This window comes from Candidatus Diapherotrites archaeon (assembly GCA_016205145.1).
Lineage (GTDB): Archaea > Iainarchaeota > Iainarchaeia > Iainarchaeales > JACQJH01 > JACQJH01.
Genome location: JACQJH010000001.1, coordinates 14033 through 32432, shown reverse-complemented (window position 1 = coordinate 32432; position 18400 = coordinate 14033). Strand labels below are relative to the sequence as shown.

The following is an 18400-nucleotide window of genomic DNA, read 5'->3' as shown; positions in this document are numbered from 1 at the left end:
ATCAATAAAAATAACCCAAAATGGAGTTAATAATTATAGATACCGCGCCCGCGCCTCAATTTTGCCAATCTGCTTCACGCATTCCGGATGCGGAAACTCCTTCAGGTAGCCTTTGACAATGAACTGCCAGCCTTCAAGCAGGTTGCAGTGCGTTGCCTCAAAAGTCTTTTTGAATACAAGCAGGTCCACTGCCCTGTCCTCGGTTTTTTGCGACAGCGAAGCCAGGCCAAAATCAATGAAAACCAAAGAATCGTTATGTATCAGAATGTTGCTTGTTGTCAGGTCGCCGTGCACTATTCCGGCGCAATGAATCTTTCCGATGCTTGCGCCGATTTCCGCGCAAATCTTTTTGAAATTTTTTTTCGTCAGAACGTCTTTCACGCGCTTTCCGGGAACGAACTCCATTGCAATCTCCGCATTTGCCTTGTCAATGCGCAAAACCGCGGGAACCCTGACGCCGAATGCCTTTGCGTTATGCAAAAGCCTTGCCTCCGCAACAGTCCGCTCGGAACGGATGCGCGAATCAAGCACTGGATTCCGGTAGGATTTCGGGACGCGCCTTTTCACAAGCACCGGCAAACTAAGGTATTCGGATTTGAAGAGTTCCGCTTCGGCTCCGCGCGCGACAAGCAATTCGTTTTCAAAAACGGCCATAAAAGAATCCTGCCGGGAAACCGCTTAAAAGGCTTTTACTGCGGCTTACTCGGCCTTTCACAACAGTGATACGCCTTAATCCCGACGCAGGGGGCTCCGCCCCCTCGCACGCCCCTGAAATCTAACAACCCCTTACTCGGTCTTTCACAACAGTGATGCCCCAGAATCCAAAGATTCTGGGCACGTCGCAAAATCCAAGATTTTGCAACGAAGACCTTAGTTTCGGACCCGGCGGACGAAATCGCCGCGGCACACGCGGTCGAAAACGCGTCAGCACAAGCCAAGGACGCCGTCGCGCAGTGTTGCGGCGTTTTCGGCGATCAGATCGATTGTCAGGGAAACATCCTGCAATGAAATGCCGGTCTGCTTAGCCTCGGCAGGATAATTCTTGAAAAACGACTGGAACCTGGATTTTGCGCTTGACCCGGAAACAGTTGCTTTCTCGAAAAAATCTGCGGCGTTGACAAGCGCGCCGCCGGCGCGGCAATCGGCTTCGGAGAACTTGGCTTTCGCCATTTCAAGCTTGCCTTTCTCGAAAGACAGGCGCATTTCAAGCAGGTCAAACTTCGCGTCAATGAGCGACGTGAGCGCGGAATTCTCGGACGAGCGCGGCTGCTTGGACAATGAGACCTTCACCTTGTTCAGCTCGGACTGCAGTGCGACAATCTTCGGAATCTCAGTCGGAGTCAAGCCTGAAGAATGAAAGTTCGCTTCGGTGCGCTGCAAGGCGTCAAATTTTTCCTTGAAGGAACCCGAATCCGCGCAACCAGACAACAGGGCCAAAAGCAGGGCGCACAGAAAAAGCCGTTTCATTCAATCAACAAGAGTAATTTAGGGTAAAACGTTATTAATATTCTTGATCCCGCCGAAAGCCCAAAAAAATGCCCGCCTTAACTGCTTCGCCAAGCGGCCTGGAAAAAACTCAGGCCGACAAAAAAACTTCCTCCGAAACTTTAACCGCGCCTTCCGCGGGTTTTGCCCTGGAAACGGCAAGGCTTTTCACGTTCATTGTCCCGCAGACATCCTCCAAAACCGCTTTCACTGCGGTCTCCGCCTTCGGCGAGGAAACGAAAATTTCAGCCTTTCCGAGTTCGGCGTTCATTGCAAGGCTGCGCGAGGACTTGAGCTTGCGCAAGGCCGACACGATCGAGTTGCACGTTTCGCCTTCGAATTCGGCCTGATCCGAAACAAGCGTTGCGTCGAAACCCGGCCATTCCTCGAGATGAATGCTTTTGGCTTTGAGGTGCGATGAAAACTGCGACTGCATTATGTCCTCGCACACGAACGGGAGGAAGGGCGAGAGCATTTTCAGGCAGTCAAGGTAAACTGACAGAAGAGTCAGCTTCGCCGCTTTGCAGGAAGGATTGCTTTCGTCGTAAGCGCGGTACTTGACCTCTTCGATGTAATAGTCCGCGAATTCAAGCCAGAAAAAGTCGCGCACGGGATTCAGGCCGCGGAAAAAGTCGAATGATTCCATGCTTTCGGTCACGGACTTCTTGAGAGTGTTGAGCCTGCTCAAAATCCACTTGTCCGTCGGGCGCAGGTTTTTCTTTTCATTCCTGAAATCTTCAAGCGAAATCCCTTGTGTCAGACCTGAAACGAATTTTCCCGCATTCAACAGCTTGGACAAAAACTTCTGGCCCGCAACCATTTCCTTTTCCTGGAACGGCACGTCCTCGCCAAGCGAGGCGGAAGCGCTCCAGTAGCGCAATGCGTCAGCACAGTATTTTGAAACCATGTCCTGCGGCGCAATGACGTTGCCCAAAGATTTGGACATTTTCCTTCCCTTCGGATCGAGGGCATGGCCTGAAATCATTATCTGCTTCCAGGGCAGGCTGTTCGAATGCAAATGCGCTTTCACGACCGTGTTGAACGCCCACAAGGTTATGATGTCGTGCGCCTGCGGCCTCAAGGACATCGGGAACAATTTCTTGAACAGTTTTTCATCCTCAAGCCACTTGCAGTTGATCTGCGGCGTCAGGCTCGATGTAAACCAGGTGTCCAAAACGTCTTTCTCCGGCTCGAACTCGGAAGAGCCGCAAGAGCATTTTCCTTTAGGCTTGGACTGCAATGGGTCGGCCGGCAAATCTTCCGGGGAAGCGAGCTTTGGCTTTTTGCATTTTTTGCAATACCACACCGGCAATGGCACGCCAAAAAAGCGCTGCCGTGAAACATTCCAGTCCCATTTCAAGCCGTTAATCCAGTTGTCAAAGCGCACGCGCATATGCTCGGGAGTCCACTTCACTTCTTTTCCCCTGCCAATGAAAGTTTCCCTCAAATCAAGGTATTTGACAAACCACTGCTTGGAAGTGAGAATCTCGACCGGCGTCTTGCACCGCTCATGCACGTTTGCAACGTGCCTCAACGGCTCGACTTTCATGACCCTGCCATCCGCCTCAAGCGCCTCGACAACTTCCTTGCGCGCATCCAAAACGTTTTTGCCTGCAAACCTTCCAGCTTTGTCATTGAGAACGCCGTTCTTGCCGATGATTTCAATTATCGGGAGGCCGAATTCCATAACCCATTCGACGTCAGTCAAATCTCCGAAAGTGCAGCAGTAAACCGCGCCGGTTCCAACATCCTGCTTTGCTTTGTCGCTCGCGTGCACAAGGACGGTGCGGTCCGAAAAAGGAATTTTCACTTTCCTGCCAACAAATGACGCGTAGCGCTTGTCGTCCGGGTGCACGAAAAATGCGACGCATGCCGGCAGAAGCTCCGGCCTGGTCGTGGCAATGACAATGCTTTTTCCGCCCTCGACATCAAAGCGGATGTGCACGAATCTGCTGTCCTTTTCCATGTCTTCAAGCTCGGCCTGCGCAATCGATGTTTCGCATTTCGGGCACCACATTGCAGGCGCCTCGCGCTGGTAAAGCCTACCCTTTGCATGGATGTCCAAAAAACTGCGCTGGGCCTGCTTTCGCGCGAAATTGTCAATCGTCCTGTAGACCAGCGACCAGTCGACGCTCAAGCCGAGGCTGGAAAAATCCTTTTGAAGCTGTTCCTCGGCTTTCCTGGTTTCATCAAGGCAGATTTTGATGAACTCTTCGCGCGAAAAATTTTTCGCCTGGATGTTCCTGCTCTTTTCCACGAAACGCTCGGTTGCAAGGCCGTTGTCGTCAAATCCGAAAGGATAAAACACTTCAAAGCCGCGCATGCGCTTGAACCTTGCAATCATGTCCGCCTGGCAGTAGGAAAAAGCGTGGCCCAAATGCATTTTCCCGGAAACAGTCGGGGGAGGCGTGTCAATGCTGAAAACAGGCTTTTTCGAACTCTGGTCAAACTTGTAAACGCCTTCATTGCGCCAGTAGTCAAGCCACTTCTTTTCAATCGCGTGAAAGTCAGCGTTAGCCATAGAAAAAAAACCTTCACTTTTTGGCCTTGGCGCCGCCTTGCTTTGCCTTTGCGCCGGTTTTCACTGCCTCTTCGCCGGACAGTGATTTCGGGCCGCGGCTCATGGCATTCGTGCCTGTCCTCGAAATTTCATGTATTCCAAACGGCCGCATAAGCTCAAGGAATGCGCCGATTTTCGAGGGCTGGCCCGCAAGCTGGATGACAAGGCTTTTAGCCGAAACATCCACCACGCTCGCCCTGAAAGACTTGGCAAAAGCGATTATGTCGGCGCGCTTCTTCGAATCCTTTGTGTTGACCTTGACAAGCAAAAGCTCCCTCACAACCGACTCGGACTTCGGCAGATCGCTTATCTTGACCACATCGATGAGCTTGCCGAGCTGCTTCTTGACCTGTTCAAGAGTCCTGTCATCCGCGTTGATCGTCAGGATGATGCGCGAAATTCCGGGCTTCTCGGACTTGCCCACGCAAATCGTTTCAATGTTGAAGCCGCGCTTGAAAACCAGGCCTGAAATGCGCGCAAAAACGCCCGGCCTGTCCTCGACAAGCAAGCCTATTATATGCAAGGTCATTCCTTCGCCCCCAAATCCTTTCCCTTCACAACGCCCGGAAACCACTCCAAGCTTTTGCTGACGGTTCCGCCGAAAAAGTCCGTGAGGTTGCCGCCGCTCGGAAACATCGGAAGGCAGTGAGCATTGAAAACAACCACGTCGATTATCGTGGCTTCATCGTTTTTCAAAGCCTGCCGCAAAGCCGGCTCAAGCTCTGAAAGCCTTTCAACGCGCACGCCGTTCAGGCCGTACGCTTCCGCAAGCTTGACAAAGTCCGGGCATTTCCTCAGATGCGTCTGCGACTGCCTGCTGTCATAAAACAGGTCAAGCCACTGGTGCACCATGCCGAGAGTGCCATTGTTCAAAATCACGCTGACGGTATTTATGCCTTCCAGTTTCATTGTCGCAAGTTCCTGCACAGTCATCTGGAAGCTTCCGTCGCCGTCAAGATTGAAAACATTCACATCAGGCTTTGCCACCTTCGCGCCCATGGCCGCCGGCAGGCCGAAACCCATTGTGCCAAGGCCGCCCGAAGAAATGAACGTGCGCGGCTTCGAGCGCTTCAAATAATGCATTCCGAACATCTGGTGCTGGCCGACGCCTGTAACGACAATGTCGTCTTCCGCCAAAACCTTGTCCAAAACCTGCATTGCCTGCACGGGGTGGATTACAGGATCGTCCTTTCCAATGACTATGTCTTCCTTTGCCTCTACTTTCATGAAACCTTCAAGCTTCTTGAACCACGCATTCTTCGGACTGCGGCGAAGCTTCTTTATTTCCAGGACAAGCTGTTTCAAAACGGTTTTCGCGTCGCCGACAATCGGGACAAACGTTTCCACGTTCTTGGAGATCTCGGCCGGGTCGATGTCGATGTGGATTATTTTCGCCTGCTTGCCGAAGGTTGCGAGGTTTCCCGTAATGCGGTCGTCAAAGCGGTTGCCTATGCCGACAAGGACATCGGCGTTTATGACAGCGTAATTCGCGCTCTTAGTGCCATGCATCCCCAGGCAACCCAAAGACAATGGATGGGTTTCAGGAAAAATGCCTTTCGCCATGAGCGTTGTCGCGACCGGAACGTTCAAAAGCTCTGCTAGCTCAAGCGCTTCCCTTGCAGCATTAGCATGCACTGCTCCGCCGCCAAGAATGATGACCGGCCGCTCCGCCTTCAAAAGCTCTTCCGCGGCCCTAGCAACCTGCTTTGGATTGCCTTCCAAGGTTATCTTCTTGTGCGCAAGCCTGTACTCGCGCTTAAGCAAATCTGAGTCAAGCGACTGTGTCTGCACGTCCTTTGGCAAATCGATGTAAACCGGCCCCGGCCTGCCTTCCATCGAAATCCTGTAAGCCTTCTCAATGACTTCAGGAATCTCCTCAGCCTTGCGCGGCTGGAAATTGTGCTTTGTGATAGGCATTGTGATGCCCATCAAATCGGCTTCCTGGAACGCATCATTCCCGATCAGGTTGGTTGAAACCTGGCCGGCCATCGCAATTATCGGCACGGAATCAAGGTAAGCGTCAGCTATGCCCGTGACAAGATTTGTCGCCCCGGGACCGGAGGTTGCGACGCAAAAACCCGGCTTTCCGACAGCCCGCGCATACCCTTCCGCCGCATGTGCAGCGCCCTGCTCGTGCCTGGTCGTTATGTGCCTGAAATCCTTCTGGTGCGAAAGCATCGAATCAAAAAACGGGATTATCGCGCCGCCGGTAATGCCCCAGCTCAGGTTTATGCCATGCTTCAAAAGCATCCTGATCGTGGCTTCAGCGCCGGAAATCTTTTCGCCCATTTCAATCACGCATCAAAAATTCAACAACGCACTCCTTTTAAAACTTAAAAGGGGGGGCCTTCACAGCACTACTCCCGAAACTACAAGCAAACGCAACGGCAAAGGCAAACCCGCCAAAGGCGAAGCTGTGGAAAAAGAAAAACCGCGGGTGTTTTTATGATTAGATGAAACTGGAAAAGAAGGATTAAAGCAGAAGTGAACCGCCCTGTACGATACAAAACACCTGATTTAATATTGGCAAATAATCTATTTAAAGGTTTGGGTTTCAAAACTCTCAGGCCGCCTCTTCAAATTCCTGGCCTTCAGCCCCGGCCCCGGCTTCTTCAAGCCCTCCGCCTTCCGCCTGTTCCCCCGCTTCTTCCTTTTCCGGAAATCTGCGCCGCCGGCGTGGTAGTGGCGTTCTTTGCAAAGGCCTTGCGCCCCTTTGCTGATGCCCCGGCCCTTCGCTTTCAGGCATTTCACGGCTTTCAGGCTGTTCCCCCTGACCGGCTGAAAACCTGCCCAAGTTCTCCGGCTTCAGCGCGTGCGCGGGACTGATTTTTGCCAAGAGCGCCTGCTCGAATTCGGCTTCGGAAATGTTCATTTTCAACGCCCACGCCTTGCAGACCTCCAAGAACTCGCGGCGATTTGATCTTTCAAGATTCGCAAAAGCTTGAAGGTCACGCTCCGCGAAACCGCTGAAAAAAATTTCAAAAAGCTGGCCTTTAATTGCCTGCATCTGCTCTACGCCAATGAGCCTGCCTGCAAAATCAACTTCGTCCTGGGTCAAAGCCTGGCCTGAACGCACGGCTTCCAAAAGCCGCAAGTTGGCGGGATTCTCTACTGAAGGGATCGAAGCAACCAGCTGGCCGAAAATTTCCGCCCTGCGCGAAGGGTTCTGCTCCTGCTGCATTGCCGCCACGCCATTTTGAAGGCCATCCTGAATTGACTTCATGTGCGTTTGCGCCTGTTCCTGCTGCCTGAAATACCCGCGCTCCTGCCTGCGCCGGCGGAAAGAAAAAAAACGCATGAAACGCGAAAAAAAGCCCGGCCGCCTTTCATCCCCTGCGCCTTCAGCCTGTTGCTGTTCAACTTCGCCTTGCGGCTGGGAAGGCATTGCATGCTTTCGCCGGAACGGGTTCCTTAGCCTCCAACGCAGCATGAAAAAAGAATTAGTCTTAGCGCTTACTTAAACTTATCCATTATTTTGTCGAAAAGGCTTTTGCGCTTTTTCTGCGTCAGGTCTTCCTTTGAAAGTTCCCCGAACAATTCGCGCTGGCGCCTTGAAAGGCCGTCAGGAGTTTGCACAATCACTTTCACGAACTCGTCGCCGAAACCGGCGCCTTCAAGGTTTTTTATGCCCTTGTCATGCAGCCGGAAAATCGTGCCGGATTGCGTGGAAGGCGGCACTTTCAAAGAAACCTTTCCCTTGAGAGTCGGAACGTCGACGCTTGCGCCGAGAGCGGCTTCGCTGAAAGACAATGGAACTTCGCAGAAAACGTCGCTTCCGTCGCGCCGGAAAATTTCGTGCGCCATGACAAACACTACGATGAATAGGTCGCCTGGCTGGCCGCCATTCTCGCCGGCTTCGCCCAAGCCTTTCAGTCGCAGATGGTTTCCGGAATCAATGCCGGCCGGAATTTTAACTTTCACGGTCGCCTTTTCCTTTGACTTTCCCTTGCCGCCGCACTTTGCGCAGCGCTCCTTGAAAGACTGGCCCGAACCATTGCACTTATTGCAGGGCATCTGCGTGGCAAACAAGCCGAAAGGAGTTCTCTGCTCGTGCCTGACAATTCCGGAACCGTTGCACTGGCTGCAGGTCTGCTTTCCCTTGCCGCCAAAGCCGTCGCATTCACTGCATTGGCCAAGCCTCTGCACTGAAAGCTCTTTTTCCACGCCGAAAGCGGCTTCCTCAAAAGAAATGTTCAAATCGAAACGCAAATTCCTGCCAGTTACCGGGCCGCGCCTCCTGCCTCCAAAGGCTTCGCTGAAAACGCCTTCGAACGGCGTGCCCTCAAAACCGGAGAAAGCGCCTGAAAACAAATCACTGAAATCAAAATCGAAGTCGCGGTTGAAACCGCTGAAGCCCTGGCCCTGAAAGCCTTCAGCCGCATGGCCGAACCTGTCATAGTTTTCCTTTTTCTGCGGATCGGAAAGCACGGAGTAAGCCTCAAGGATTTCCTTGAACTTTTCTTCCGCATTGGATTCCCTGCTCACGTCGGGATGAAATTTTTTCGCCAAATCCTTGTAGGCTTTCCTGACCTCGTCTACGGGCGCGCCCTTCTTCAGGCCCAGAACATCGTAATAATCGCGCTTTTCAGACATGCAAAGTCAAACCCGTTCCAGATGAAACACGGAATAAGAAATAAAAGAAAAAAGAGGAAGGTTTGAAAAAAGGAGTTCATTCGCCCTTTTTCTTTTCCTCAAAATCCGCGTCGACAACCTTGTCATCGCCGTCGCCGGAACCTGCGCCGCCATTTCCATGGCCTCCGCTTTTGTGCTTGTGGCCGTGGCCGGCTTGGCCGCTTCCGTCGCCTTGCTCTTCGCCGCGCTTTTGCGCCTGCGAGTAAAGCTCGGCCCCGATTTTCTGGATTTCCGCGCTCAGCTCCTCGGACTTCGCCTTGATTTGCGCAAAATCCCTTGGCTCGGCTGAAAGCAGCTGTTTGAGTGCTTCGGCTTTCTCGGCAACGGGCTTCGCTTTTTCCTCGGAAACCTTGCCCTTCAGCTCGCCAAGGGTTTTTTCCGTGGAATAGGCAAGCGCATCCGCATTGTTGACTATTTCAACTTCTTCCCTGCGCTTTTTGTCCTCTTCCGCATGCGCTTCCGCTTCCTTGCGCATCTTCTCGATTTCCGCTTCGGAAAGCTTCTGCGACGCGACAATCTTTATGCTCTGCTCCTTGCCGGTTCCGAGATCCTTTGCTTTCGCGTTGACAATGCCATTCGCGTCAATGTCAAACGAAACCTCGATTTGTGGAATTCCCCTGGGCGCGGGGGGAATTCCGACAAGCTGGAATCTCCCGAGAGTCTTGTTGTCCCTTGCCATCTGCCTTTCGCCTTGCAGGACAAGAATGTCGACTGCGGGCTGGTTGTCCGCGGCAGTGCTGAACACCTGGCTCTTCTTGGTCGGAATGGTTGTGTTTCGCTCTATGAGCCTGGTGAATACGCCGCCAAGGGTTTCAATGCCCAACGACAATGGAGTAACGTCCAGCAAAAGCACGTCCTTGACTTCGCCGGAAAGCACGCCTGCCTGGACAGCTGCGCCCATTGCAACGCATTCCATTGGATCGATTCCGCGCTCGACTTTCGAGCCCACGATTTTTTCGACAAACTTCTGTACAACCGGCATCCTGGTCGGGCCGCCGACAAGAATGATCCGGGCAATGTCCGCCGGCGTAAGCTTTGCGTCAGCCATTGCCTGCTGGACGGGCTTCTCGCATTTCTTTATGATCGGTTCGACAAGCTGTTCAAGCTTCGAGCGCGAAACCTTCATCGCCAAATGCTTGGGGCCGGTCGAGTCAGCGGTAATGTACGGCAGATTGATGTCGGTTTCGACAACGGTTGAAAGCTCGATCTTTGCCTTCTCCGCCGCTTCCTTCAGGCGCTGCATTGCAACGCTGTCCCTGGAAAGGTCAACGCCCTGCTCCTTCTTGAATTCTGAAACGATAAAATCGACAAGCACCTTGTCCATGTCAGTGCCGCCAAGCTGGGTGTCGCCGGAAGTGGACTTCACTTCAAAGACCCCGTCGCCGAACTCCATGATAGTAACATCAAGGGTTCCGCCGCCGAAATCAAAGACCAAGATTTTCTGGTCAACGCCCTTCTTGTCGACGCCGAAAGCCAGTGCAGCGGCTGTGGGCTCATTGACAATTCTTATGACGTCCAGGCCCGCGATTTTTCCCGCATCCTTTGTGGCCTGGCGCTGGTTGTCGTCAAAATAAGCCGGAACAGTGATTACTGCTTTTTCAACCTTGTCGCCCAAAAACTCTTCAGCATCCTTTTTTATTTTCTGCAGAATGAAAGCCGAAATCTGCTGCGGAGTATAATCTTTCCCCCCGATTTTATACTTGAAATCTGTTCCCATTTTCCTTTTCGCTGCGGTAATGGTGCGCTCCGGATTGGAGACAGCCTGCCTTTTCGCAGGCTCGCCTACAAGGACCTGGCCGTCCCTTGTAAAAGCAACAACTGAAGGGAAAGCCTTTCCGTAAAGGGAAGCGCCTTCCGCGCTCGGAATAATGCGGGGCTTGCCCGCTTCCAGGACAGCTGCAGCGCTGTTTGAAGTTCCCAAATCAATGCCGATAGTTTTCGCCATGTCGTATCACCCTCTTTTCAAGATGCAAAAAACATTTTCCTTGAAACTTCCGGTTCAGGGTGCTTTGCCGCCTCCTCAAAGGCGTGCAAAACATCCTTCCTCACCGCCAAATTTGCCAAAACCTGTTTTTCGTCAACCATAAAAACACCACAACGATCATTCAAAATAAAAACGCCTAAACGCTTTTGCCGCCAACCCTGCCTTTGACGTCGTCACCTTTGCAGCTTTTGCCGCCAACAACTTCGCTTTCCGCGCTCCGCGGGCCAGCGCCTTCGTCCGCATTGTCAACTGCATCATCTTCCGCATTTTCCAAAACATTCACCTTTACTTTCGCATGCCTCAAAACCCTGTTCCTGAAAAGATAGCCTTTCTGCAGTTCCTCAAGCACAATGCCGTCAGCCTTCGCCGGAACGCTTTCGCGCAAAAGGCATTCGTGCACGCCCGAATCAAAATGCTTTCCCTGGGCCGGAATTTCAGAAACGCCCTCCTTTTTCAAAATTTCCTCAAATTGCCCTTTCACCAAGGCAATGCCTTTTTTCTCCTCGGTCGAAAGCTGTTTTGCCGACAAGGCTGCATTCAGCGAATCCAGCAATGGCAAAAAATCCTGGAGCAGGCCTGCATTCGCGTGCAACGCAGTTTCAATTTTTTCCCTCTCGCACCGCTTCCTGAAATTCTCGAAATCCGCCTGCAATCTCTGCAGGTCTGCCTTGAACTCCGCGGCATCCGCCTCCGATTTTTCAAGCTTCTGCTCAAGCCCCTTCAGCTTTGCAAAATCCGCACTGCCATGCCCTTTGGCTGGTTCGCCATTGACGCCGGCTGCATTGCTTCCCCGTTCATCCTTTGGCTTGTGCGAAGACAAAAAATCACCTATTTGTCCAAAAAATATGGACAATTAATGGAATTCTTGAACAAAACATTTAAATTTGTTTATGCTGACAGTTTTGGTATGCAGGCAAGAAAAGCCTCTTTCAAGATAGTCATCAGAAAAGTCGAACAGCCGTTCTCTTCAGACTTCGACCACGAATTCAACTGGCTGTGCAATTCTTTCGGCTTCCTGCCAATGGAAGCGCAAAGCGATTCCGGCGCGGCGCAGATTTTCCGCGAAATTGTCATTGCAACCGAGAAAGGAAAGCCTTTGACCTCAACCCGGGTTGCGGAAAAAGTCGGAATGAGCAGGGGCGCGGCAATCAACCACCTGAACAACCTCATGCGCTCAGGCCTGGTCGTGAAAGACGGACGCTTTTACCTTGCAAGAAGCAGGTCAATGTACCGCACGATACAGGAAATCCAGGAAGACATCGAACGCATTTTCAAAAGAATGGAAGAAACGGCAAAACGCATCGACCGGGAATTCGGCATAGGCTTTGAAGACGAATAAAAAAAAGCCGAACCCGGAAAACCCCAAAGCATTTTTTTCAGGAATTTTTTTGCATTTTCAGGTGTACAAAACTTGCTCGGAAACCGGCTGCTTTTTTTGGGAGTAATTTTCCACGAAATATCGCATTTGCTGGCATGCCTCCTGTTCGGGGTCAGGGTCTTCCGGGTCAAACTGCTTGGAGATGAAGCCTTTGTCGAGCACGAAAAGCCGAATGCCTGGCAAAGCGTTGTAATAAGCCTTGCCCCGTTCCTGCTCGGAAACATCGTGAGCTTTTTGCTCGCAAAAACGGCTTTTGCGCTGGTGCAGAATTCAGTGCTTGCATCGGTGCTTTTTTTCTGGCTCGCAATCTCGCTTGCATACCACTCGTTTCCAAGCGGACAGGACGCGAAAAACGCGTTCGAAAGCGTGTTCTCGTTTTACGCGAAAAAAGCAAGGCAGAAGGAAAAAAGCGTTGCGACAAAAATTTTGTGGATTGCAACTTTTCCCTTCGTGTTCGCGCCGCTCTCGGTTGCGGCGGCGGTAATGCTTTTCATCGGAAAATTCGGATTCACGCGCATAATCTGGGTTGCCTGCTTGCTCGGCGCGGCGGGCGCGATTTAAGGAAATTCCCTGACCCAGTAATGCCGTTTTTTGCCGCCAACCTCAAGCCAGTCCTCGCCGGAGAAATCGCAGTCTCTTTTTGTCCAATTGTAGAGTTTTTCCATCCGGGTCCTGACCTCGGCTTGCGCTTGGGGTAAAAATAATGCGGGAGCGTCTTCAAAGAGGTCAACACCTTGGGCGGGAACCGGAAATTCATAGCCTTCGATTGTTTTCGGGTCCTGCAACAGCACGCGGTTGAAGCCGGCATTATACGCGGCATCAATAATCGACCGCACTAAAACAACATTCCAAGGCGCGCCGTTCTTTTGCCGGAAATTTTGCCTCTGTGCTTCGCGTGAGCCGCCTTCGCCCTGGAACTCGTCAATCAAAACCGCGACCCGGCCAAGCCGGTCCGGCTCAGAAAAACGGATGCGCGCAACCCCGAGAATGTCACGCCCGAATGAAATGGCCACTGCGCCTTTTTGCGCAAGATCGTTATCTGAGCCGAAGCCGAGGAGAGCTATGCGCCCACCGGCTATGCGGTGTTCTGCGCGCCCTACAAAATTCTTGAATTTCTTTACAAAAGCGCCGCGTTCAGTGCTGTGCCGGACTTCCCTGGCACGGCGCAATCGTAATCTCGTCTGCCGCAGTGCCAGCTCCTTTGTAGACAACCGACGCTCTGGAACTGCCCCTTTATGCTGTCTTGTTGCAGGCACAACCGCGGAATCTCTGCGCATTAACAAAAGACAATGCTGCGGAAGAATAAAATCCTGCGCTCGGCCAAGCGAGTCCGCGCTGGATGGAGTACTCTCCTTTACAAGCCACTAAATACGGATATGCTCACTCGGCGTGTCACGGCAGGGACACGCCTTAGTTCGTACCAGCCGGACGAGACGGCTTGCCAAAACCTTTTTTAACCAAAAAAGCCAACTGATATGCATGGCTTCGCTTAAAACCAGGGTGAAAGGCTTTTTCGGCTTCGAGAATGTCAGGGTTTCGCCCATCATGCTGCTGCTGATGCAGACAACCATGATGTTCCTGATGTTTTACATCATTTACAAGATTTTGGCACTGAAAGTCACGGCCGGCTCGTTCAGCATTGCATTGCAGGAAGACCCTGCATTGTACGTTTTCCTGTTCGCGATAATCGCATTCATGGCAATAGTGCATCTCACTGTCAGGGCAAGGTATCCCAGAACGCATGCGGAATTCAGGCTTCTGCCGAGCATTTTCAGGCACAACGCAAAGGCAAAGCTGAAAGGCGCAAAGGACGACATCAGGTTCATTGCCTTGTTCCTGGTGGAAATCGCGTTCGTTTCAATCATAGCAATTTCTATTGCCGCCTATCTCGACCCGGAATGGCAGATAATCCAATGGCGCAGGTTCGGGGTTTTTCCGCCGTTCGACACGGTCTTCAACGCGGCGCTGTTCGCGCTGATTCTGGCATTGTTATGCTATTCGTACAGCCACACAAAAGAATTCAGGATCAGGCACCACGGAAGAAAATAAGCCTGCAAAAATGCAAATGCGGCAATCCAATTAAATCCAGTTGACCTCAACATCGTCGGTGCGGAATTTCTGGTTCACGCGGCTGTCGGAAATTTTTGTCCTGTTTCCCGCTTTGAATTCAAGCAAACCCTGCCATGCAATCATTGCACCGTTGTCCACGCACACCTGCCAGTCCGGAACAAACAGTTTTGCGCCGCGGGCTTCGCACATCCTGCCGAGCATTTCACGCAAGGCCCTGCTTGCAGCAACTCCCCCCGTCATCATCAGTTCTTTTTTTTCCGTGTGAGCCAAGGCCCTTTCCGCAACCTCGCAAAGCATTGCGCAGGCAGTGTGCATGAAAGAATAAGCCAGAGCCTTTTCCGGAACCTTTCCGATTTTCTGCTCCGCCGCAGTGACAAGGCCGGAAAAGACAAGGTCCATGCCCTTGACCGAATACGGCAGTTCGACAAAAGCTTCCCGCATCGCCTCAAAATACATTTTGTCCAGGACCGGGCCTGCGGGAAAGCCCAGGCCGAGCGCCCTGCCGAAAGAATCCAATGCGTTTCCTATGCCAATGTCAAGGGTTTCGCCGTAAACCCTATAGCGTTTGTTCTCGTAGCCGATAATCTGGGTGTTCGCGCCCGAAGAATAAACCGTTATCGGGTCCTTTGCTCCGGTAAGGGCTTTTGCGATTTCGACGTGGGCAACGCAATGGTTGACTCCGACCAATGGTTTGCCGAGTTTCAATGAAAGCGTCCTTGCGGCAATCGCGCCGACGCGAAGGCACGGGCCGAGGCCTGGACCCTGCGCAAAAGAAACAACGTCTATTTCGCTTTCGCGGATGCCTGCATTCTTCAGGGCGCGAAGGAAAACGCCGTGCGCGTTTTCAAAATGGTGCTCCGCCGCCTTGGCGGGATGGATGCCCCCTTCCTTTGCGGTGAAAGCGCTTTTTTCGTTCGCCAGAATGTTGCATTTTGCGTTGTCATCCGAGACAATGCCGACCGAAAAGGTATGGGCGGTGCTTTCTATTCCCAAACAAATCATGTAAACCGGAAGAATCTGCTGCAAAAACCTTTTTTTAAAGATTAGACTAGAAGTGGTATGATACGAAAATGCCCATAATGCAGAGTCTGCGCGTGTTCTGGTTTTTGCTTTTTCCGGGCGTGATAATCCACGAGCTGGGCCACTACGTTTTTTCACTGCTCGCAGGAGTGAGGGTTTACAGGGTAAAACTGTTCAGCCTGCAGGGCCCGGCGTATGTCGTACATGAGCGGCCAAGGTCGACCCTGGCTGCGGTGCTGATAAGCATTGCGCCATTTTTTGTGGGCGCATTCCTCGGAGTGCAGTTCCTGCTTTTCAGCCAGACCGCGCAAAGCCAGGCAATGAAATACCTTTTCTGGTGGCTCGGGTTCTCGACACTGTATTATGCTTTTCCCAGCGACCACGACGCGGAAAACGCGTACAACAGCCTTTCGAGGTCGTTTGACAGGAAAATGAATGCGAGGACAGGCGCGATAACAAAGGCGTTCTGGACTGTTTATGCCGTGATAGTGTTCGTTCCCACGATTGCGCTGGTTTGGACGCTCAAAATTTTCCACAACTCAGAAGTCCTGAAATTCCTGTTTGCCGCAGGAATCTTCGCATTCTTTTTAGGATAAGGCGCGGAAAACCTCTTTTGCGGAAATCGCGCCCTCGCGCAGTATCATCTTTGCTCGGCAGTCAAAAATCGTCGAAGGAACATTTTTTTCAAGAACGCCCGCATTGACAACCAAATCGGCGGTGCCCGAAAACTTTTTTGCCACAGCGTTCCCGGAATAAATTTCCGGTTCGTCCTCGAAGTTCGCGCTCGAACTCACAATGGGCGCGCCCAGGGCTTCAACAACCGCGCACGCAAACCTGTTCGATGAAACCCTGAATGCGATGCCATCTTTGCTCAGAACATCCGGAACCGCTTGAGTCTTTTCCGTGACAAGCGTCAGAGGGCCGGGAAAAAATTTTTTGGCGAGGCGCATTGAACAGCCATCGAGAACTGCAAACTTTTCTGCCATCGGAACGCCGGAGACGATTATGGAAAGCGCTTTTTCCGGGCCGCGCCTTTTTGCCGCAAAAACCTTTGCAACGGCTTTCCCGTCCGTTGCAATGCAGCCCAGGCCATAGCATGTTTCGGTCGGATAGACCACAAGCCCGCCTTTGCGCAAAACACTGCATGCGGCTTCAACAGCGGAGGGAAAATTTTTTTCCGAGAGGACAATTGTTTTCGTTTTCAAGCAATCACCGCGAGCAAAACCACTCCGGCATTGTAAAGCATGTGGGCAAAAATGTTGGGAAAAAGGTTTTGGTTCCTTTCAAACGCCTTTGCGAGGACAAGGCCGAGGACAAAAGCGCCGAGAATCTCTGCCATGGAGCCGAAACCAATGTGCGCCAGGCCGAACAAAACTGACGACATGACTGCGCCGGTGCGTTTCACAAGAAAGCCCCGAAAAAAAATCTCCTCGGCGGGCACCGCGACGAGCAGGACGTATGCAAGAAAAAACGGGCGCGATGAAATGCCGCTTATGGCATCGTCAACTTTTTCAAGGTCGTTCAGGCCCGCCATTTCAAGGCCGAACGAAAGCGCGGAAGAAAACAGCAGCAATGCAAGCGCAAGAAAAAGCGCCTGGAAAAACGCTTTTTTTGAAATTTCCGGTTTCAGGCGAAGGTCCGCAAGAAAAGCCTTCACTGAATCCATGCGGAATGGATTCAGTTTCTTTGAAGCGCAGATGAACGCGTATGGCAGCAGGACTAGTGAAAGGTCAAGCGCGAAAAAAAGCGGGTCAGGCATCAAAAGAATCCTGAGGAAAAAAAATTAATAATGGCTGCCTTTCACTTGGCAGCCTGCTTCCATTCCGTGTAAGAGCACTTGCCGCATGAAAGCCTGTCCTTGTGCTCGGCCAAAAAGATGCCGGCACCGCATTTAGGGCAGTCCTTTTTGCGCGAAATCTTTGAGCCCTCGACCTTGTAAGCCGCGGACTTCAGCCTTTTCGCATGCTTTTTCTTGGGCTTCTTGCCCTTTCTTTCAGTAGACTTCTTTTTCTTCTTTCCCATCAAACATCACCAAAAACAAATCATTTCTTTGCATCTGCCTTCTTTTCGGGCTTTGGCTTTGCAGCCGGCTCGGCCTTGGCTTCCTCTGCTTTTTCGCCCGGCTTTGCGGAAGCGTCAGCGCTTTGCTTGCCGAAATTGCGCTCCAACAGGAATTTCGGTTCGGCTTTTTTCATTGCCGCTGCGTCCTTGTAGATTTTCGCAGTGCCGGAAACTGCTGTGGAGCCGAAACCAGTGACAACCCTGCCGATTACCACTGCTTCCGGATTGGCGTTTGTCAAAGCGGAAAGCTTTTCACGCAATTCCTTTTTCGACGGCGTCACTTTCGCATCCTTCACGACAAACGAAACCTCTTCCCTTGAGAACAGGTCGTTTTTTTCCCTGCCCGAAATTTCAACTTTCATAACCAATTTCACCTGCTCAACCTTAATGCAAACTTGCCGACCTTTTGCGTGCCCACCTTTTTGGCGATCTCGCTCTGCTCCGGATTGATTATCATGGAATAACCCCTCCAGAAAGTCGTGAAGGCATTGCCGTTGCAATTCGGGCAAACCTTGGAGTCCTCGACAACCATTCTGCAGTTCCTGCAGGCCTTTTCCTTGCTCATAAAAAACCCCCTTTGAAAGAAAATTCACCTTGACTGCTTGGCATCCTTGGGCTTTCCCTTGGAAGCAATTTTCGGCGGCTCGGATTCCTTTTTCTTCCTCGCCTTTTCGTCGGCCTTGGCCCACTCTTCCTTGCCCAGATGCGGCTGCCTCATTGTCAAACCCATCTTGGAATTGGAGACATTGCCCTTCAGGCTTGCCGTAACGACCCGTGCAAGCACAGACTCTTCCTTTGAAAGCTTCCTGCCGGTCTTCTTGCCGACAAACGAAGTGCTCTTGGGATCGTAATTGATGAAATCATCCATCACCTGCGAAACGTGCACTAAACCTTCAATAGGCCCCACTCTGACAAACGCGCCGAACTCGGTTATTTCAGAAACCTCGCCCTCGACGACTTCCTGCAAAACAGGCTTGTAGACAAGCAGGTCCAGGGTGGCATCGTAATACGCTGCGCCGTCGCCCGGCACGACCTTGCCCTCGCCAATGTCGGAAGCGCCAGTGACAGCGACAACAACGCCGAGGTCCTCGTCGACAATGCCCTCATATTCTTCCTGCACCATTTTCAGCACGGAAAGATCAAGCTTTCCCGAAAAATCCTTTGGAGGCACCCTGACAGTGTCCCTTATCCTGCACAACGCATACATTTT

The 18400-nt window shown here is 52.0% G+C and carries 21 protein-coding genes; 4 read left to right on the top strand and 17 right to left on the bottom strand.

The window, feature by feature from the left end:
- Positions 1-33: 33 nt before the first annotated feature.
- From HY394_00200 to HY394_00160, 9 genes are all read right to left on the bottom strand, one after another.
- Complete coding sequence (locus tag HY394_00200) at positions 34-654, bottom strand: Kae1-associated serine/threonine protein kinase (GenBank protein MBI4052439.1); 621 nt, start codon at positions 652-654, stop codon at positions 34-36.
- Between the two features lie 270 nt (positions 655-924).
- Complete coding sequence (locus HY394_00195) at positions 925-1467, bottom strand: hypothetical protein (protein MBI4052438.1); 543 nt, start codon at positions 1465-1467, stop codon at positions 925-927.
- A gap of 109 nt (positions 1468-1576) precedes the next feature.
- On the bottom strand, positions 1577-4006 hold the full coding sequence (locus tag HY394_00190) for a valine--tRNA ligase (GenBank protein ID MBI4052437.1): 2430 nt from the start codon (positions 4004-4006) through the stop codon (positions 1577-1579).
- A 13-nt stretch (positions 4007-4019) separates the two neighbouring features.
- Positions 4020-4574, bottom strand: coding sequence for an acetolactate synthase small subunit (gene ilvN, locus HY394_00185; protein ID MBI4052436.1), 555 nt, complete (start codon positions 4572-4574; stop codon positions 4020-4022).
- A complete protein-coding gene (gene ilvB, locus HY394_00180) occupies positions 4571-6334 on the bottom strand; it encodes a biosynthetic-type acetolactate synthase large subunit (GenBank protein MBI4052435.1) in 1764 nt (587 codons plus the stop codon). The genes ilvN and ilvB overlap by 4 nt, the downstream gene beginning before the upstream one ends.
- A 274-nt stretch (positions 6335-6608) precedes the next feature.
- Entirely contained in the window at positions 6609-7430 is an 822-nt protein-coding gene (locus HY394_00175; GenBank protein ID MBI4052434.1) for a hypothetical protein, read from the bottom strand.
- A 68-nt stretch (positions 7431-7498) separates the two neighbouring features.
- Complete coding sequence (dnaJ, locus tag HY394_00170; protein ID MBI4052433.1) at positions 7499-8638, bottom strand: molecular chaperone DnaJ; 1140 nt, start codon at positions 8636-8638, stop codon at positions 7499-7501.
- 76 nt (positions 8639-8714) lie between these two features.
- Positions 8715-10622: a molecular chaperone DnaK gene (dnaK, locus tag HY394_00165; GenBank protein MBI4052432.1), complete on the bottom strand. Its 1908-nt coding sequence runs from the start codon at positions 10620-10622 to the stop codon at positions 8715-8717.
- A 175-nt stretch (positions 10623-10797) separates the two neighbouring features.
- The gene (locus tag HY394_00160; GenBank protein MBI4052431.1) at positions 10798-11481 is read right to left on the bottom strand and encodes a nucleotide exchange factor GrpE; all 684 of its coding nucleotides are present in this window, start codon (positions 11479-11481) and stop codon (positions 10798-10800) included.
- Between the two features lie 87 nt (positions 11482-11568).
- Between HY394_00160 and HY394_00155 the strand changes: the two genes are divergently transcribed.
- Both HY394_00155 and HY394_00150 read left to right on the top strand, forming a co-directional pair.
- Complete coding sequence (locus HY394_00155) at positions 11569-12000, top strand: winged helix-turn-helix transcriptional regulator (protein ID MBI4052430.1); 432 nt, start codon at positions 11569-11571, stop codon at positions 11998-12000.
- 72 nt (positions 12001-12072) lie between these two features.
- Positions 12073-12600: a M50 family metallopeptidase gene (locus HY394_00150; protein ID MBI4052429.1), complete on the top strand. Its 528-nt coding sequence runs from the start codon at positions 12073-12075 to the stop codon at positions 12598-12600.
- On the opposite strand, the gene HY394_00145 is transcribed toward HY394_00150, so the two are convergent.
- On the bottom strand, positions 12597-13250 hold the full coding sequence (locus HY394_00145) for a hypothetical protein (protein MBI4052428.1): 654 nt from the start codon (positions 13248-13250) through the stop codon (positions 12597-12599). The two genes, HY394_00150 and HY394_00145, sit on opposite strands and share 4 nt — an antisense overlap.
- Positions 13251-13518: 268 nt before the next feature.
- Here HY394_00145 and HY394_00140 point away from each other — a divergent pair, with 268 nt between their 5' ends.
- On the top strand, positions 13519-14088 hold the full coding sequence (locus HY394_00140) for a hypothetical protein (GenBank protein ID MBI4052427.1): 570 nt from the start codon (positions 13519-13521) through the stop codon (positions 14086-14088).
- A 30-nt stretch (positions 14089-14118) separates the two neighbouring features.
- Here the strand turns inward: HY394_00140 and HY394_00135 are convergent, their stop codons facing one another.
- Positions 14119-15111, bottom strand: a complete 993-nt coding sequence (locus tag HY394_00135; GenBank protein MBI4052426.1) for a bifunctional N(6)-L-threonylcarbamoyladenine synthase/serine/threonine protein kinase — start codon at positions 15109-15111, stop codon at positions 14119-14121.
- Positions 15112-15179: 68 nt separating this feature from the next.
- Between HY394_00135 and HY394_00130 the strand changes: the two genes are divergently transcribed.
- Positions 15180-15725, top strand: a complete 546-nt coding sequence (locus HY394_00130) for a M50 family metallopeptidase (protein MBI4052425.1) — start codon at positions 15180-15182, stop codon at positions 15723-15725.
- Here HY394_00130 and HY394_00125 read toward each other — a convergent pair.
- The 6 genes from HY394_00125 to HY394_00100 are packed head-to-tail and all read right to left on the bottom strand — an operon-like array spanning position 15717 to position 18397.
- Positions 15717-16334 (bottom strand): threonylcarbamoyl-AMP synthase, encoded by a 618-nt coding sequence (locus tag HY394_00125; GenBank protein MBI4052424.1) that lies wholly within the window; start codon positions 16332-16334, stop codon positions 15717-15719. The two genes, HY394_00130 and HY394_00125, sit on opposite strands and share 9 nt — an antisense overlap.
- Positions 16331-16888, bottom strand: a complete 558-nt coding sequence (locus tag HY394_00120; protein ID MBI4052423.1) for a CPBP family intramembrane metalloprotease — start codon at positions 16886-16888, stop codon at positions 16331-16333. Before HY394_00120 ends, HY394_00125 begins: the two co-directional genes overlap by 4 nt.
- A gap of 41 nt (positions 16889-16929) precedes the next feature.
- Entirely contained in the window at positions 16930-17151 is a 222-nt protein-coding gene (locus HY394_00115; GenBank protein ID MBI4052422.1) for a 30S ribosomal protein S27ae, read from the bottom strand.
- 20 nt (positions 17152-17171) lie between these two features.
- Positions 17172-17552 (bottom strand): 30S ribosomal protein S24e, encoded by a 381-nt coding sequence (locus HY394_00110; protein ID MBI4052421.1) that lies wholly within the window; start codon positions 17550-17552, stop codon positions 17172-17174.
- 8 nt (positions 17553-17560) lie between these two features.
- The gene (locus tag HY394_00105) at positions 17561-17755 is read right to left on the bottom strand and encodes a DNA-directed RNA polymerase, subunit E'' (protein ID MBI4052420.1); all 195 of its coding nucleotides are present in this window, start codon (positions 17753-17755) and stop codon (positions 17561-17563) included.
- A 24-nt stretch (positions 17756-17779) separates the two neighbouring features.
- Positions 17780-18397, bottom strand: coding sequence for a DNA-directed RNA polymerase (locus HY394_00100; protein ID MBI4052419.1), 618 nt, complete (start codon positions 18395-18397; stop codon positions 17780-17782).
- Positions 18398-18400: the final 3 nt, after the last annotated feature.

Excerpts from the sequence above, each read along its gene's own strand:
- HY394_00200 (MBI4052439.1), bottom strand. The coding sequence starts at position 654 with ATGGCCGTTTTTGAAAACGAATTGCTTGTCGCGCGCGGAGCCGAAGCG.
- HY394_00195 (MBI4052438.1), bottom strand. The coding sequence starts at position 1,467 with ATGAAACGGCTTTTTCTGTGCGCCCTGCTTTTGGCCCTGTTGTCTGGT.
- HY394_00190 (MBI4052437.1), bottom strand. The coding sequence starts at position 4,006 with ATGGCTAACGCTGACTTTCACGCGATTGAAAAGAAGTGGCTTGACTAC.
- ilvN (MBI4052436.1), bottom strand. The coding sequence starts at position 4,574 with ATGACCTTGCATATAATAGGCTTGCTTGTCGAGGACAGGCCGGGCGTT.
- ilvB (MBI4052435.1), bottom strand. The coding sequence starts at position 6,334 with ATGGGCGAAAAGATTTCCGGCGCTGAAGCCACGATCAGGATGCTTTTG.
- HY394_00175 (MBI4052434.1), bottom strand. The coding sequence starts at position 7,430 with ATGCCTTCCCAGCCGCAAGGCGAAGTTGAACAGCAACAGGCTGAAGGC.
- dnaJ (MBI4052433.1), bottom strand. The coding sequence starts at position 8,638 with ATGTCTGAAAAGCGCGATTATTACGATGTTCTGGGCCTGAAGAAGGGC.
- dnaK (MBI4052432.1), bottom strand. The coding sequence starts at position 10,622 with ATGGCGAAAACTATCGGCATTGATTTGGGAACTTCAAACAGCGCTGCA.
- HY394_00155 (MBI4052430.1), top strand. The coding sequence starts at position 11,569 with ATGCAGGCAAGAAAAGCCTCTTTCAAGATAGTCATCAGAAAAGTCGAA.
- HY394_00140 (MBI4052427.1), top strand. The coding sequence starts at position 13,519 with ATGGCTTCGCTTAAAACCAGGGTGAAAGGCTTTTTCGGCTTCGAGAAT.
- HY394_00135 (MBI4052426.1), bottom strand. The coding sequence starts at position 15,111 with ATGATTTGTTTGGGAATAGAAAGCACCGCCCATACCTTTTCGGTCGGC.
- HY394_00130 (MBI4052425.1), top strand. The coding sequence starts at position 15,180 with ATGCCCATAATGCAGAGTCTGCGCGTGTTCTGGTTTTTGCTTTTTCCG.
- HY394_00120 (MBI4052423.1), bottom strand. The coding sequence starts at position 16,888 with ATGCCTGACCCGCTTTTTTTCGCGCTTGACCTTTCACTAGTCCTGCTG.
- HY394_00115 (MBI4052422.1), bottom strand. The coding sequence starts at position 17,151 with ATGGGAAAGAAGAAAAAGAAGTCTACTGAAAGAAAGGGCAAGAAGCCC.
- HY394_00110 (MBI4052421.1), bottom strand. The coding sequence starts at position 17,552 with ATGAAAGTTGAAATTTCGGGCAGGGAAAAAAACGACCTGTTCTCAAGG.
- HY394_00105 (MBI4052420.1), bottom strand. The coding sequence starts at position 17,755 with ATGAGCAAGGAAAAGGCCTGCAGGAACTGCAGAATGGTTGTCGAGGAC.
- HY394_00100 (MBI4052419.1), bottom strand. The coding sequence starts at position 18,397 with ATGTATGCGTTGTGCAGGATAAGGGACACTGTCAGGGTGCCTCCAAAG.